Below are 13226 nucleotides of genomic sequence, written 5' to 3' on the forward strand. Positions count from 1 at the left end.
CTGAGTCCTGGCATCGAAGGGGCAATATAGGGCATTTCCGTGCAGACGCAAAAACCTTGGCTGGCGCCCCTTCCTAAACAGGCCGATGCCCCTTGCGCCATTTGGTGAACAGGTGCCGCGCCAGCATGGCGGGCGGCATTCTGAGCCAGTGGGAGCGCAGGTAGAAGGCGAAACGCAGCAGCCCGCGCCGTTCCCGTCCCCACCCGTCGCGCGCCAGCAGCCGGGCCTTGACGATCCGGTCCCGGAGCGTGAGCCGCGCCCCTTCGTCCCTCCCTTCGCCATAGAGCGCCATGGCGAGCCGCCTCGCCTGCCGCACATGGGACAGCAGGCCATGGTGCGCCGCCCGCGCCTCCAGCGCCGTCCCGTCGACGCCGTCGAGCAGGCAATATATGTCCCAGAGGTTGCGAAGCCCCCCGGCCAGATCGCCGTCGGCCAGCAGATGCGCCGCCGCGTGGCAGAGCCGGTCCTCGGGCGAGAGCATGGATAATTCGTTGGTGAGGGGAACCGCCTGCGCGATCATCGCCGCCGCGTCCGGCGTCTGCCGCGCCGTCAGCGGCAGGACGGTGTGATGCACGTCGATCATGCGGTCCCGCGCCGCGTGGATCATCGGCGGCAGCTCATGCATCCATCGGCGGTAATAGGCGTCGTCATAAGGGTCGTCCTTGACCCATTCCCATCCCGCGCCGATCAGCGCCCGTTCCACCCGATCCATCGCATCGCGCGGCACCAATATGTCGAGATCGCCGATGAAGCGCCCCTGCCCGGCGCGCAGCCCCGCCGCCGCATAGGCCGTGCCCTTGAGCAGCACGACCGGCACGTCCAGGCCGGCAAGCGCCTCTGCCGCGCGATCCGCCTCCCACAGGGCCTGCCGGGCTTCGCGCGCCGCATCCAGCCGGGCGTCCGCCAATATCGCGCCCACCGCCGGGGGCACGGGCCGCTCCCCGATTCGCAGGGCGAGCGTGCCGATCAGCCGCTCCGCCCTCGCCATGGCGATGAGGGCGTTCCACCCGTCCGCATCCAGCGCCGCCACCTCGTCAGGGTCGCGCAAGGCGCGCACCAGCAGCCGGGCGCTCATGCCAGTTCCTCCCAGAGCCGCTCGACAAGGGCGATGGCCTCGTCGCCCGATGGAAAGTCGATGGCGCGCGCCGGGACATTCCGGACGAAATCGCTCAACGCCGCGAAGCCCGCTTCGCCCAGGGCGACATAGTTGGTCGATGCCTGGGTCAGCCGCATGAAGACCTCCCCCTGGCCGACCGGGCGCACGTCCGCTTCATGGCCGAAACGCGGGAACAGCAGCAGCGCGGGCGGCGCGCCCTCCGCCATCCGCCCGATCGCCTCTCTGCGCGGGATCAGGTGGCGAATGTCCCCCTTGGCCGTCCCGGCGAGCAGCGGCCCCATGCGCTCCGCCGGGGCTTCCGCCGCGAGGACGCCGATGGCGCGGTTCTTGAGCGAGACGAGGCGCGGAAAGGGAAAGATCGCCCCCGTTTCCAGGTCGAGCAGCGCGAACTCGTCGCCCATCAGCCGCCAGCCCCGCTCCCCCAGTTGCGCGGCCAGCGTCGACTTGCCGGAACCGGACTCGCCGGTCATCACCAGCGCTCGCCCGTCCTTTTCGACGCTGGAGGCATGGAGCAGCAGGTGCCGCCGCCAGCCAAGCGCCATTTGCAGGTTCATCCCCATTTCCGCCGCCAGCAGCCCGTGGGCAAGGCTCATCGGCGCGGCGTCGGCCAGCCCATGATCGCCGGTGATGAAGATCGAGGGCCGGAACCAGCGCCGGAACGGCCCCGCAGGCTCCAGCCGCACGGTGAAATCGGCTATCGCGCCCGCCGGCATGGGATAATCGGCGTAGAGCCGCGCCAGCGCGTCCACCGGCTGGCGCCAGGCCGATCCGATGCGGAAGGTCGCCGGACCGATCTTCAGGGTCAGGGCATGGTTCACGCGATGCGGACCAGTCCAAGGGCGGCCAGTTCCGCCAGATGCGCCTCCACCAGCGGCAGGGCCTCCTCCGGCTCGCCCAGATCGTAAAGCTGGGCCAACTGCCCTAACAGCTCGCCCGCCGTAAGCGCCGCGCCGTCATCCAGCGTCGCCAGGATCTCCGGCACCGGGGCGATCGCCATATGGGTCTGTCCCGACGGCCGGTGGTAGAGCAGCACCATATCCTCCAGCACGCAGGATGCGATGGCGTCCGGGCTGTCCTGGCAATAGCGGGCTGGCATGATCGCGAAACCTGGCCTTCGGATGGGAATGTCGCGCCATCCTTAAGACAAAGGGGTAGCCAAGTGCCTAACGCGACAGGCTATTTTGCGCGACGCCCCGCCACCGCATGCCGCCGGATCGCGCCAGCCGGACAAAGGCCCGCAAATAGGCGTCGAGCGCGCTTTCGACGCCATGTTCCTTCACCGCGTCCGCCAGGCGCGCAGCCGGCGCGGGATGGTCGAGCGCCCAGAGGATCGCATCGGCAAAGGCATCGGCGTCGCCCACCGGCACCGGCGCATGCTGGCCCGCCGCGGCGAGCACCGGGCGGATATTCGGCGTCGAATCGGTTGCGACGACCCCCGTGCCGCAACCGAGCGCTTCGATGAGGGTCGCGACCAGCCCTTCCCAGCGCGAGGGTTGCAGCAGCAGATCGGCATCCGCCATCAGGGCCGCCAGTTCCGCCGGATCACCGACGAAGCCCGGAAATTCGACCCGCCCGGCGATGCCAAGCCGCGTGCAAAGCGCCTCCAGATCGCGGCGCAGCGGCCCCTGCCCGACGATCTTCAGGCGCCAGTCGAGATGCTTCAGCCGGGCGAGCGCCAGAAGCGCCGTCGCCTGGTCCTTCTGCGCGACCAGCCGCCCGACCATCAGGAAATGCCATGGGCCGCCGCCGGCTCTGGCGGCGCGCTGCCGCCGCAGCCGTTCCAGCAGCGGCGTGACCGTCGGGCGCGGCAGCAGCGTCACCTGCCGTCCCGCGAGCGGCCCGGCCTGCGTCAGCGTCATCCGGTCCGCCTCGCCCATCACGATGGTCATGGCGCTGGTCCGGGCGATGGCGCGGAAACGGCTACGCCTGATCCAGGCGGACAGGCCGCGCTGGCCGGGGCGGACGATCGGGTTGGAAATCCGACCGACCGACCGCGTCGCCGTGCCCAGCGCCGCCAGCGCGCACAGCATGTTGCTCTGATTGCCCGCCGAATAGAGAATATCCGGGCGGAACCGCCGCACCATGACGGCCAGCGCCGGGAATTGGGCGATCATCGACAGCCGCCGCGAAAAGGGCGGCGCCGGTACGCGACGGACCGGCACGGCGGGATGGATGAGGCCCGCCACCGGGCCGTCCGTCCGCGTCATCCACAGTTCCACGTCCACGCCGCGCAGCCGCAGATGGTTGGCGAGCAGGATCGCCACCCGATCCAGCCCGCCATCGCCGGGTTCATAGAGGTAGATCGCGACCGAACAATCTTGTTTCACCCAATGGGGTGTATGGAACATGGGGTCGCCCTTGCTGCGCCTGACCGGATCGTCGAAGGCTCGACGCCGTCAACGCTGGCGAACCGTATAAGTTCGGGTGGAAATAAAGCCCTCGGCTCAGCGGGGCATTTGCAGCGATGCGTAGCAGGTGAAGCCGCTCGTCCCTGACTGAAGCCGCCGGATATAGTTGAGATAGGCCTGGTTCTGCTCATAGCTGGCGCCCGGCAGCCGGCCGCCGCGCAGCGCCTGCCGGACCTGTTCCCCGCTGAAGTTCTTGCCGGCGGGGAAGGCGCCCTGCGTTCCCGCCGGCACCACCTGCCCGTTGGGCGCGATATAATTGCCGGCCCGGCCCTGGTCGGGAACGGGTATCGTGCAGTTGAGCACCGACGCGGCCGTGTTCGCCAGCGCCGGCCGGATGGATATGATCGCGGAGGCCGCGACGGCGCCGCCCATCAGCAACTGGCGGCGCGACGGCGCGGCAAGGCCGTCGTCCTGCGACTCGGCTTCCTTCTGGGGGGGCAACGGCTCGCTCATGTCATCCTGATCCGCTATCGCGCTTGCCAAACTGTAAAAATTGCCGGCTACTGCGGCCCTCTTTGCAGCAAATGCGTCAAATTTCCAGCATGGTAACCATGAATCGCCTGACCGCCTCCCAGATCACCGCCTCGCTGGCCGTTCTGCTGCTCGGCACCGGGGGCGCGTTGATGATAGGCGCGGGGCCGCTCGACATCCTCCTGCCGGTGCTGGCGACGCTGCTGGTGCTCGTCATCTGCGCGGCCAGTCCGGACCGTCCGGAACCGGCCGTGTCGCCCCTGCCGGCGGAGGTTCCCGACATCATCGCCCATCCCGATGCGCGCGGTCTGCTGGAGGGCATAGCCGACCCGCTGATGCTGATCGAACGGGGCCGCATCATCGCCGCCAACCGCGCCGCGCAGCGGCTGCTGGGCGCGCATATCGAGGGGGAGGACGCCCGCATCGCCATCCGCCATCCCGCCGCTGCCGAACGGCTCGCCAGCCAGGCGCCGCTGGCCGAACCGGTCATGATCGAGCTGGTGGGCCTGGGCACCCGCGACCAGCGCTGGCAGATGCGGATCGCGCCGGTGGGGGAGGACGGCCATGTCCGGCGGCTGGTCCATCTGGCCGATCATAGCGGCGCCCACGCGGCGGAGAAGATGCGCGTCGATTTCGTCGCCAATGCAAGCCATGAACTGCGCACGCCGCTGGCCGGCATATTGGGCTTCATCGAGACGCTGGCCGACCCCGACCTGGGCAAGGACGACGAAACGCGGCAGCGCTTCCTGAAGATCATGGACGGCGAGGCGCGGCGGATGCAGCGGCTGATCGACGACCTCATCTCCCTTTCCCGCATAGAGGCGGAGAAATATCGCCTGCCCGACAGCGCGGTCGACCTGTCCGGCCTGGTGGCCGAGGTGGTGGGCGTGTTCCGCACCAGCCATGGCGATCGGGGGCGGGAGGTGGAGATGGAGATCGCGCCCGGCCTGACCGACGTGCAGGGCGACCGCGCCCAACTGTCGCAACTGCTCCATAATCTGATCGGAAATTCGGTGAAATATGGCCGCGCGGGCACGCCGATCCACGTGTCCCTTTCCGACGGGCCGAGCGGCCTGTTGCGGCTGACCGTCGCGGATGAGGGCGAAGGCATCGGCCCCGATCACCTGCCGCGCCTCACCGAACGCTTTTACCGCGTCGATTCGGGGCGCAGCCGGGCGGTGGGCGGCACGGGACTGGGGCTGGCCATCGTCAAGCATATCGTGGAGCGGCATCGCGGCCGGCTGGACATCGCCAGCGTGCTGGGCAAGGGCACCACCATCTCCATCCTGCTGCCCCGCTTCGCCGTCGAGGAAAAGGCCGTCGCGGCAAAGGCTTGATCAAAAAAAGACAGCGACAGGCCGGGCTTCCGCCGTCAATGTCATAAAAGTGCAATCCCATTGTCACAAAGGCGCGACGTACCGCGGCTACGGCGCGTGCCCAGAGGGGGGCGGCGAGAAGCGAATCGCGGCCTTTGACGAAGGAGATTACCCGGTGAAGCATTTCGCTCTGATGGCCGCGACCGCCGCGGCGGCACTCACTCTTTCAGGCTGCGGCCAGCAGTCCGGCGGCGGGGCCGGCGGCACCCGCGACCAGATCCGCGCGGTCGGCTCCTCCACCGTCTATCCGTTCGCCACCGCGATTGCCGAGATGTTCGTTCAGGGCAATCCCGGCATGAAGTCGCCCATCGTCGAATCGACCGGCACCGGCGGGGGCATGAAGCTGTTCTGCGCGGGCGTCGGCGCCCAGCATCCGGACATCGCCGACGCCTCCCGCCGCATGAAGAAGTCGGAATATGAGGACTGCCGGAAGAATGGCGTCAAGGACATCATCGAAATCCAGATCGGCGTCGACGGTCTGGCCTTCGCGGAATCGAAGAACGGTCCGGGCCTGAAGCTGACCCCGAAGATCGTCTATGAGGCGCTGGCCGCCAATCCCTATGGCAAGGGTCCGAACAAGGCCCAGAGCTGGAAGGATGTCGACCCCAGCCTGCCCGCCACGCCGATCAGCGTCTTCGGCCCCCCGTCCACCAGCGGCACCCGCGATTCGCTGGCCGAACTGATCCTGACCAAGGGTTGCGAGACCGACCCGGCGATGGAAGCGCTCAAGAAGAAGAATGAGGACGAGTTCAAGGCCACCTGCACCCGCATCCGCGAGGACGGCAAATATGTGGATTCGGGCGAAAACGACAATCTGATCGTCCAGAAGCTGGGCGCCAATCCCAATGCGCTCGGCGTGTTCGGCTACAGCTTCCTGGAGGAAAACAAGGACACGCTGAAGGACGTTTCCATCAACGGCGTCGAGGCGACCTATGAAACCGTCTCCACCGGCCAATATCCCGGCGCGCGTCCGCTCTTCATCTATGTGAAGAAGGCGCATATGCAGGCCATTCCGGGCCTTCAGGCCTATCTCAACACCTTCGCCGCGAACTGGGACCCGAACGGCGCGCTGACCAAGCGCGGCATGGTCGCGGCGCCGGAAGGCGTGCGCAAGGCGAGCGCCGAGACCGTCAAGTCGCTGGCCGTGCTCGACGGTTCGCAGCTCAAATAAGACAGGCGATATGACAGGTCCTGCAATCCTTCTGCTGCTCGCCGGTCTGGGCGCCATCGCCTGGGTCAGCGCCCGCGCCCGCGCGATGCGGCTGCAAAGCGCCGCGCGGGCTTCGGGCCGCCGCGACGCCGTGCACAGCCTGCCGGGCTATCACGGCTGGTATGTCGCGCTCTGGACGCTGGTGCCCGCCGGCCTCTTCCTGGCGGTCTGGGCCAATGTCGCGCCCGGTCTCGTCACGCAGGACGTGCTGGGCAGTCCGGCGGCGCAGAGCCTGCCCGCCGACGATTTCTCACGCTCCGCCATATTGGGCGAGGCGCGGGCGATCGCCACGGGGATGCAGGCGGGGGCGTTCAATCCGCTCTCGCAGGGCCTGGTCGAACCCTATAGGGACGCCATCGGCCAATATGGCTTTGCCGGCGCCGCGCTGGCGCTGGTGCTGGCCTTTGCCGGCGGCGCCTATGCCTTCACCCGCGTGCGCCCGGATTTCCGGGCGCGCACGCGGGTCGAGCGGCTGGTGATGGCGACCCTGCTGATCGCATCGCTGCTGGCGATCATCACGACGCTGGGGATCGTCGCGTCGCTGCTGTGGGAAAGCTTCCGCTTCTTTTCCATGGTCAGCCCCGTCGATTTCCTGTTCGGCGCGAAATGGAGCCCGCAATCGGCGGCGCTCGGCTATGGCAATGACGACGCCTTCGGCGCGGTGCCGCTGTTCTGGGGGACCATCTTCATCGGCGCGATCATCGCCATGGCCGTCGCCATCCCGCTGGGCCTGATGAGCGCCATCTACCTGACCCAATATGCCAGCCCCACCTTCCGCAAGTGGATGAAGCCGATATTGGAGGTGCTGGCGGGCGTGCCGACCGTCGTCTACGGCTATTTCGCGGCGCTCACCATCGCCCCGGCCCTGCGGGATTTCGCGGTCATGATCGGCATCCACGGCGCCTCTTCGGAAAGCGCGCTGGCGGCGGGACTTGTGATGGGCGTGATGATCATTCCCTTCGTCTCCTCCATGGCGGACGACAGCATCGCCGCCGTGCCGCAGTCGATGCGCGACGGCAGCCTGGCCATGGGCGCCACCACCAGCGAGACGATCCGCCGCGTGCTGATCCCCGCGGCGCTGCCCGGCGTGGTCGGCGGCGTGCTGCTGGCCGTCAGCCGCGCCATCGGCGAGACGATGATCGTGGTGATGGCGGCGGGTCTGGCGGCCAACCTCACCTTGAACCCCTTTGCCAGCGTGACGACGGTGACGACGCAGATCGTCCAGCTTCTGACCGGCGACCAGGAATTCGACAGCGCCAAGACGCTGGCGGCCTTTGCTTTGGGGCTGGTGCTGTTCATCGTGACGCTGCTGCTCAACATCGTGGCCCTGCGGGTCGTGAAGAAATATCGCGAGGCTTACGAATAATGAGTGCCGAACGCCTTCCCACCGACTGGAAGTCGGACGCGATGCGCCGGCGGATCGCCCGTCGCTATGCATCGGAACGCCGCTTCAAGGCGGCGGGTCTGCTCGCCGTCGCGCTCTCCGCCGCGTTCCTCGCCTTCCTGCTGTTCAGCATGCTGGGCAACGGCCTGCGCGGCTTCACCCGGACGGAAATCGCGGTGAAGGTCGACTTCTCCGCCTCCCCGCTGCTGCTCGACCCCAATGCCATCACGGATCAGGCGCTCGCCAATGCGAACCTGCCGATGGTGACGGGGGCGGTCGTGAAGAAGGCGCTGGGCGCGGATGCCGAGGAATGGGTGTCGCCCACCGCCTGGACCGTGCTGCGCGACGCTATCAAGGCCGATCCGAAGATCCTCGCCCGGACCGTGACGGTCAAGCTGCCCGCCGCCACCGCCATCGACCTTGCCGCCAAGAGCAACGGTTCGCCCGAGGCGGAAGCGGCGGTAGCGCGGCTCGACAAGGCGGGCCTGCTGACTACCGGCATCAACTGGGGATTCCTGACCGCGAGCGACGGCACCGATCCGACGCAGGTCGGCATCTGGGGCGCGTTCAAGGGATCGCTGCTGACCATGCTGGTGACGCTGGCGCTGAGCTTCCCGGTGGGGGTCGCGACGGCCGTCTATCTGGAGGAATATGCGCGCAAGAACTGGCTGACCGACATCATCGAAGTGTCGATCAACAATCTGGCCGCCGTCCCCTCCATCATCTTCGGCCTGCTGGGCCTGTCGATCTTCCTGAACTTCCTGCACCTGCCGCGTTCGGCGGCGCTGGTCGGCGGCATGACGCTGGCGCTGATGACCATGCCGGTCATCGTCATCGCGGGCCGCAACGCCATCAAGTCGGTGCCGCCCAGCATCCGAGACGCGGCGCTGGGCATCGGCGCCAGCCCGGTGCAGGTGGTGTTCCACCATGTCCTGCCGCTGGCCCTGCCCGGCATCCTGACCGGCACCATCATCGGCATGGCCCGCGCGCTGGGCGAGACCGCCCCGCTGCTGATGATCGGCATGCGCGCCTTCATCGCCACGCCGCCGGGGGGGATCACCGATCCGGCGACCGTGCTGCCGGTGCAGATTTTCCTCTGGTCCGACGAAGTCTCCAGGGGCTTCGTCGAAAAGACTTCCGCCGCCATCATCGTCCTGCTGGTCTTCCTGCTCGCGATGAACGGCATCGCCATCTACCTGCGCAACAAGTTCGAAAGGCGGTGGTGACCGCGATGACAGCCATGATGCATGAACAACAGACGCTGACCCCTGCGGGCGAAACCAGGATGCCGGAAACGAAGATGACAGAAACCAAGATGACGGCCCGCGACGTCAAGGTCTTCTATGGCGAGAAGCAGGCGATCAAGGGCGTGTCGATCGATGTCGACATGGACAATGTCACCGCCTTCATCGGCCCGTCGGGTTGCGGCAAGTCGACCTTCCTGCGGACGCTCAATCGCATGAACGATACGGTCGCCTCCGCGCGGGTGGAAGGCACGATCACGCTGGACGGCGAGGACATCTACGCCCCCAGCATGGACGTGGTGCAACTGCGCGCCCGCGTCGGCATGGTGTTCCAGAAACCCAATCCCTTCCCCAAGTCGATCTATGAAAATATCGCCTATGGCCCGCGCATCCATGGCCTGGCCCATGCGAAGGCGGACCTGGACGTGATCGTCGAGAAATCGCTGCGCCGCGCCGGCCTGTGGGACGAGGTGAAGGACCGGCTGCATGACAGCGGCACCGCGCTTTCGGGCGGGCAGCAGCAGCGCCTGTGCATCGGCCGCGCCATCGCCGTCGAACCGGAAGTGATCCTGATGGACGAGCCCTGCTCGGCGCTGGACCCCATCGCGACGGCGAAGATCGAGGAACTGATCCACGAACTGCGCGGCCGCTACGCCATCGTGATCGTGACCCACAACATGCAGCAGGCCGCCCGCGTGTCGCAGCGGACCGCCTTTTTCCATCTGGGCGAGCTGGTCGAATATGGCGTGACGTCGGACATATTCACCAATCCCCGGCAGGAACGGACAAAGGATTACATCACCGGACGCTACGGCTGATCCGGGGGAGGAAAGACATGGCAGAACATACGATCAAGGCGTTCGACCAGGAAATGGACAAGCTCCGCGGTCTGATCGCGGAAATGGGCGGTCGCGCGGAATCCGCCATTGAGAAGGCGATGCTCGCGCTGCAACGCCATGACAAGGTGCTGGCGGCGGAGGTCGTGGCGGAGGACAAGCGCATCGACGCGATCGAGGCGGAGGTCGAGAAGCTCGCCATCGAGATCATCGCCCTGCGCGCGCCGATGGCCAACGACCTGCGCGACGTGATCGCCGCGCTGAAGATCGTCGGCGTGGTCGAGCGGATCGGCGATTATGCCAAGAACATCGCCAAGCGCGTGCCGCTGATCGCCGCCAACCAGCGGACGCAGGAGCCGATCGCGCTTCTTCCCTCCATGGGCCAGGTCGCGGGCGAGATGGTGCAGGACGCGCTGAACGCCTTTGCCGCGCGGGATGCCGACCTGGCCGTCGCGGTGGTGGAGCGCGATACGGTGGTCGACGATTTCTACAACAGCGTCTTCCGCACGCTCGTCACCTTCATGGTCGAAAATCCCAAGACGATCAGCGAATGCGCGCATCTGCTGTTCATCGCCAAGAATATCGAACGGATCGGCGACCATGCCACCAATGTGGCGGAGATGGTCTATTATGCCGCCACCGGCCAGACCCTGCCCGACCGCGAACGCGGCGGCGCGGCGGCGGAGGGCTGAGCATGGCGCGGGCCAAGATGCTGTTGGTGGAGGATGACGCGGCGCTGGCCGAACTGCTCATCTGGCATTTCAAGCGCGAGGATTTCGAGGTCGCGCACACGGTCGACGGGGAGGAAGCGCTGCTTCTGGCGCAGGAGAATGTGCCCGACATCGTGCTGCTCGACTGGATGGTGGAAAGCCTGTCGGGCATAGAGGTCTGCCGCCGCCTGCGCCGCATGAACGGCACGGCCAACGTCCCGATCATCATGCTGACCGCGCGCGGCGAGGAGGAGGATCGCGTGCGCGGGCTGGAAACCGGCGCGGACGATTATGTGACCAAGCCCTTTTCGCCCCGCGAACTGGTGGCGCGCGTCGGCGCGGTGCTGCGGCGCGTGCGCCCGGCGCTGGCCGGCGAGACGCTGACCTTCGCGGATGTCGAGATGGACACGGTCGGCCACAAGGTCCGACGCGGCGGTCAGGTGATCCCGCTAGGCCCCACCGAATTCCGGCTGCTCAAGCATTTCCTGGAACATCCCGGCTGGGTCTTCTCCCGCGAGCGGCTGCTGGACAGCGTGTGGGGGCAGGACAGCGACATCGAACTGCGCACGGTGGACGTGCACATCCGGCGATTGCGCAAGGCGATCAACGCGGACGGCCGCTATCACGACATCATCCGCACGGTGCGTTCAGCGGGCTATGCGCTGGATACGGACGGGGTCGCGTAAAAGGCGGTCGCGGACAGATGGGGTCCGGTAGCGGTCGTCACCCCGCTATGGACCGCGCCTCCCGCACGACCAGCACCGGGACGCCATCGCGCACCGGAAAGGCGAGCCCCGCCGCCTCGGACAGCAATTCGCCCTGTTCCGCATCCCAGCGCAGGGGCGTGCGCGTCACCGGGCAGACCAGCTTCGCGAGCAGCGCCGGATCGATCCTGCCGCTCATTGCATCGTCGCCCCGCCGTCGCGTTCGATCCGCCCGACGATCTGCATCAGCTGGATGATCCGGTCGGCCCGTTCGCCCAGCGTATCCGCCTCCAGCAGGGTCTGCTTGGCCGCCGGATCGAAGGGCACGATCTGCGCGATCCCGTTCACCAGCGCCATGTCGTCGAGCCGCGACACCGCCGTCCAGTCGACCACATAGCCCAGCGCATCGGCAAAGCGCCGCGATTCCTGCTCCAGCGCCGCCCGCTCCACGGCGGAGAGGATTTCATCCTCTTGCGCAATGGGCTCCACATCCGCCTCGATCTGGCGAAAGGCGGTGGGGACGTCCAGTTCCCGCACCACACGAAAGCGCGCAAGCCCCTTCAGCAGGATGTTGTACCGGCCGCCCTCCAACGCCTCGATATGGGTGATGTGGCCCAGGCAGCCCACATCGAACAGCGCGGGCTTCGTCCCTTCCTCCCGCGGCTGGATCATGCCGATGCGCCGGTCCCGCGCCATGGCGTCATGGATCATCGCCTGATAGCGCGGCTCGAAGATATGGAGCGGCAGTTCCATGCCCGGCAGCAGCAGCGCGCCCGGCAGGGGAAAGATCGAGACGCGCGACATGACGCCTGCGCCGGTCAGGAAAACAGGATCTGGGAAAGCTTGCGCCGCTGCCCCGCGACCCAGGGATCTTCCAGCCCCGTCGCCTCGAAAAGCTTGAGGAGCTGCGCCCGCGCCGCGCCGTCATTCCACGCCCGGTCGCGCCGCACCAGTTCCAGCAACTGCTCCGCCGCTCCATCGCGGTCGCCATTGGCCATCAGGCCGTTCGCCAGTTCGAAGCGCGCCTCATGATCGTCCGGATCGGCGGCGACCTTCGCCTCCACACCCGACAGGTCAGCCACCGGCCGGGCATCGCGCGCCAGCGCAATGGCGGCGCGTGCGCGCTCCACCGCCTGGTCCTTGGCCACATCGGCGGGCAGAGCGGCCAACGCCGCTTCGGCTTCGTCGAACTGTCCCAGCGCCACCAGCGCCCGCGCCGCGCCCGAAGCCACATCGGCATTGTCGGGCAGCATCTGATCGATCTGCCGGAACACGGACAGCGCCCGCTCCGCTTCGCCCCCGGCCAGCAATTCCTCGCCCATGGCGATCAGGGGCGCAATCTCCTCCAGCTGCGCCTTCTCCTCCGATTCGATCGGCAACTGGCCCAGCAACTGGTCGAGATATTGCTTGAACTGCCCCTCGGTCCGCGCCTGGCTGAGGTCGGCCACCGGCTGGCCCTGGAACACGGCATAGACGGTGGGGATCGACTGGACGCGGAACTGGGCGGCGATGAATTTGTCCTCATCGACGTTGATCTTGACCAGCTTGACGCCCTTGGCCGCATAGTCGGCGCAGACCTTCTCGATCACGGGCGCGAGCTGCTTGCAGGGGCCGCACCATTCGGCCCAGAAATCGACGATCACCAACTGGGTGCGCGAAGGATCCACCACATCGCGGCGGAAAGCCTCCACCGATGCCTTGTCGGCCTCGCTCAGTCCAAGGGTCGCCACTTCTCTTATCTCCTGCTGCAAACGCGGTTGCCAAGC

At 67.3% G+C, this 13226-nt stretch carries 15 protein-coding genes; 7 read left to right on the forward strand and 8 right to left on the reverse strand.

Annotated elements, in window-relative coordinates; genetic code table 11:
* Positions 1-73 precede the first annotated feature (73 nt).
* From EWH10_RS02850 to EWH10_RS02870, 5 genes are all read right to left on the reverse strand, one after another.
* Positions 74-1075, reverse strand: coding sequence for a nucleotidyltransferase domain-containing protein (locus EWH10_RS02850; protein ID WP_044660182.1), 1002 nt, complete (start codon positions 1073-1075; stop codon positions 74-76).
* Positions 1072-1935 carry an HprK-related kinase A gene (locus tag EWH10_RS02855; protein ID WP_044660183.1) on the reverse strand — a complete coding sequence of 288 codons (864 nt, stop codon included), beginning with the start codon at positions 1933-1935 and terminating at the stop codon, positions 1072-1074. The genes EWH10_RS02850 and EWH10_RS02855 overlap by 4 nt, the downstream gene beginning before the upstream one ends.
* Complete coding sequence (locus tag EWH10_RS02860) at positions 1932-2213, reverse strand: HPr-rel-A system PqqD family peptide chaperone (protein WP_044660184.1); 282 nt, start codon at positions 2211-2213, stop codon at positions 1932-1934. Before EWH10_RS02860 ends, EWH10_RS02855 begins: the two co-directional genes overlap by 4 nt.
* 67 nt (positions 2214-2280) lie before the next feature.
* Positions 2281-3465: a glycosyltransferase gene (locus EWH10_RS02865; protein ID WP_065846225.1), complete on the reverse strand. Its 1185-nt coding sequence runs from the start codon at positions 3463-3465 to the stop codon at positions 2281-2283.
* 96 nt (positions 3466-3561) lie between these two features.
* Positions 3562-3978, reverse strand: coding sequence for a hypothetical protein (locus EWH10_RS02870; RefSeq protein ID WP_025548622.1), 417 nt, complete (start codon positions 3976-3978; stop codon positions 3562-3564).
* Between the two features lie 98 nt (positions 3979-4076).
* Here EWH10_RS02870 and EWH10_RS02875 point away from each other — a divergent pair, with 98 nt between their 5' ends.
* The 7 genes from EWH10_RS02875 to phoB all read left to right on the forward strand — a co-directional run bounded on the left by EWH10_RS02875 (position 4077) and on the right by phoB (position 11442).
* Positions 4077-5333: an ATP-binding protein gene (locus EWH10_RS02875; RefSeq protein WP_044660186.1), complete on the forward strand. Its 1257-nt coding sequence runs from the start codon at positions 4077-4079 to the stop codon at positions 5331-5333.
* A 154-nt stretch (positions 5334-5487) separates the two neighbouring features.
* Complete coding sequence (locus EWH10_RS02880) at positions 5488-6543, forward strand: substrate-binding domain-containing protein (RefSeq protein WP_025548626.1); 1056 nt, start codon at positions 5488-5490, stop codon at positions 6541-6543.
* Between the two features lie 10 nt (positions 6544-6553).
* Positions 6554-7948, forward strand: a complete 1395-nt coding sequence (gene pstC / locus EWH10_RS02885; protein ID WP_044660187.1) for a phosphate ABC transporter permease subunit PstC — start codon at positions 6554-6556, stop codon at positions 7946-7948.
* Positions 7948-9192, forward strand: a complete 1245-nt coding sequence (gene pstA / locus EWH10_RS02890) for a phosphate ABC transporter permease PstA (protein WP_044660188.1) — start codon at positions 7948-7950, stop codon at positions 9190-9192. Before pstC ends, pstA begins: the two co-directional genes overlap by 1 nt.
* Positions 9193-9266: 74 nt before the next feature.
* On the forward strand, positions 9267-10028 hold the full coding sequence (gene pstB, locus EWH10_RS02895; RefSeq protein ID WP_044662773.1) for a phosphate ABC transporter ATP-binding protein PstB: 762 nt from the start codon (positions 9267-9269) through the stop codon (positions 10026-10028).
* A gap of 17 nt (positions 10029-10045) precedes the next feature.
* Positions 10046-10738 carry a phosphate signaling complex protein PhoU gene (phoU, locus tag EWH10_RS02900; RefSeq protein ID WP_025548630.1) on the forward strand — a complete coding sequence of 231 codons (693 nt, stop codon included), beginning with the start codon at positions 10046-10048 and terminating at the stop codon, positions 10736-10738.
* 2 nt (positions 10739-10740) lie between these two features.
* Complete coding sequence (phoB, locus tag EWH10_RS02905) at positions 10741-11442, forward strand: phosphate regulon transcriptional regulator PhoB (protein ID WP_044660189.1); 702 nt, start codon at positions 10741-10743, stop codon at positions 11440-11442.
* Between the two features lie 37 nt (positions 11443-11479).
* Here phoB and EWH10_RS02910 read toward each other — a convergent pair whose 3' ends face one another.
* Genes EWH10_RS02910 through EWH10_RS02920 form a run of 3 tightly spaced genes read right to left on the reverse strand, consistent with a single transcriptional unit; the run spans position 11480 to position 13190 of the window.
* Entirely contained in the window at positions 11480-11659 is a 180-nt protein-coding gene (locus tag EWH10_RS02910; RefSeq protein WP_044660190.1) for a Trm112 family protein, read from the reverse strand.
* Positions 11656-12264 (reverse strand): LON peptidase substrate-binding domain-containing protein, encoded by a 609-nt coding sequence (locus EWH10_RS02915; RefSeq protein ID WP_025548636.1) that lies wholly within the window; start codon positions 12262-12264, stop codon positions 11656-11658. Before EWH10_RS02915 ends, EWH10_RS02910 begins: the two co-directional genes overlap by 4 nt.
* Positions 12265-12278: 14 nt before the next feature.
* Positions 12279-13190: a tetratricopeptide repeat protein gene (locus tag EWH10_RS02920; protein ID WP_044660191.1), complete on the reverse strand. Its 912-nt coding sequence runs from the start codon at positions 13188-13190 to the stop codon at positions 12279-12281.
* Positions 13191-13226: the final 36 nt, after the last annotated feature.

Origin of the sequence: Sphingobium fuliginis (genome assembly GCF_004152845.1) — a bacterium.
Classification (GTDB): domain Bacteria; phylum Pseudomonadota; class Alphaproteobacteria; order Sphingomonadales; family Sphingomonadaceae; genus Sphingobium; species Sphingobium fuliginis.

Excerpts from the sequence above, each read along its gene's own strand:
- EWH10_RS02915 (WP_025548636.1), bottom strand. The coding sequence starts at position 12,264 with ATGTCGCGCGTCTCGATCTTTCCCCTGCCGGGCGCGCTGCTGCTGCCG.
- EWH10_RS02850 (WP_044660182.1), bottom strand. The coding sequence starts at position 1,075 with ATGAGCGCCCGGCTGCTGGTGCGCGCCTTGCGCGACCCTGACGAGGTG.
- pstB (WP_044662773.1), top strand. The coding sequence starts at position 9,267 with ATGACAGAAACCAAGATGACGGCCCGCGACGTCAAGGTCTTCTATGGC.
- EWH10_RS02865 (WP_065846225.1), bottom strand. The coding sequence starts at position 3,465 with ATGTTCCATACACCCCATTGGGTGAAACAAGATTGTTCGGTCGCGATC.
- EWH10_RS02875 (WP_044660186.1), top strand. The coding sequence starts at position 4,077 with ATGAATCGCCTGACCGCCTCCCAGATCACCGCCTCGCTGGCCGTTCTG.
- phoU (WP_025548630.1), top strand. The coding sequence starts at position 10,046 with ATGGCAGAACATACGATCAAGGCGTTCGACCAGGAAATGGACAAGCTC.
- EWH10_RS02860 (WP_044660184.1), bottom strand. The coding sequence starts at position 2,213 with ATGCCAGCCCGCTATTGCCAGGACAGCCCGGACGCCATCGCATCCTGC.
- pstA (WP_044660188.1), top strand. The coding sequence starts at position 7,948 with ATGAGTGCCGAACGCCTTCCCACCGACTGGAAGTCGGACGCGATGCGC.
- EWH10_RS02910 (WP_044660190.1), bottom strand. The coding sequence starts at position 11,659 with ATGAGCGGCAGGATCGATCCGGCGCTGCTCGCGAAGCTGGTCTGCCCG.
- EWH10_RS02870 (WP_025548622.1), bottom strand. The coding sequence starts at position 3,978 with ATGAGCGAGCCGTTGCCCCCCCAGAAGGAAGCCGAGTCGCAGGACGAC.
- phoB (WP_044660189.1), top strand. The coding sequence starts at position 10,741 with ATGGCGCGGGCCAAGATGCTGTTGGTGGAGGATGACGCGGCGCTGGCC.
- pstC (WP_044660187.1), top strand. The coding sequence starts at position 6,554 with ATGACAGGTCCTGCAATCCTTCTGCTGCTCGCCGGTCTGGGCGCCATC.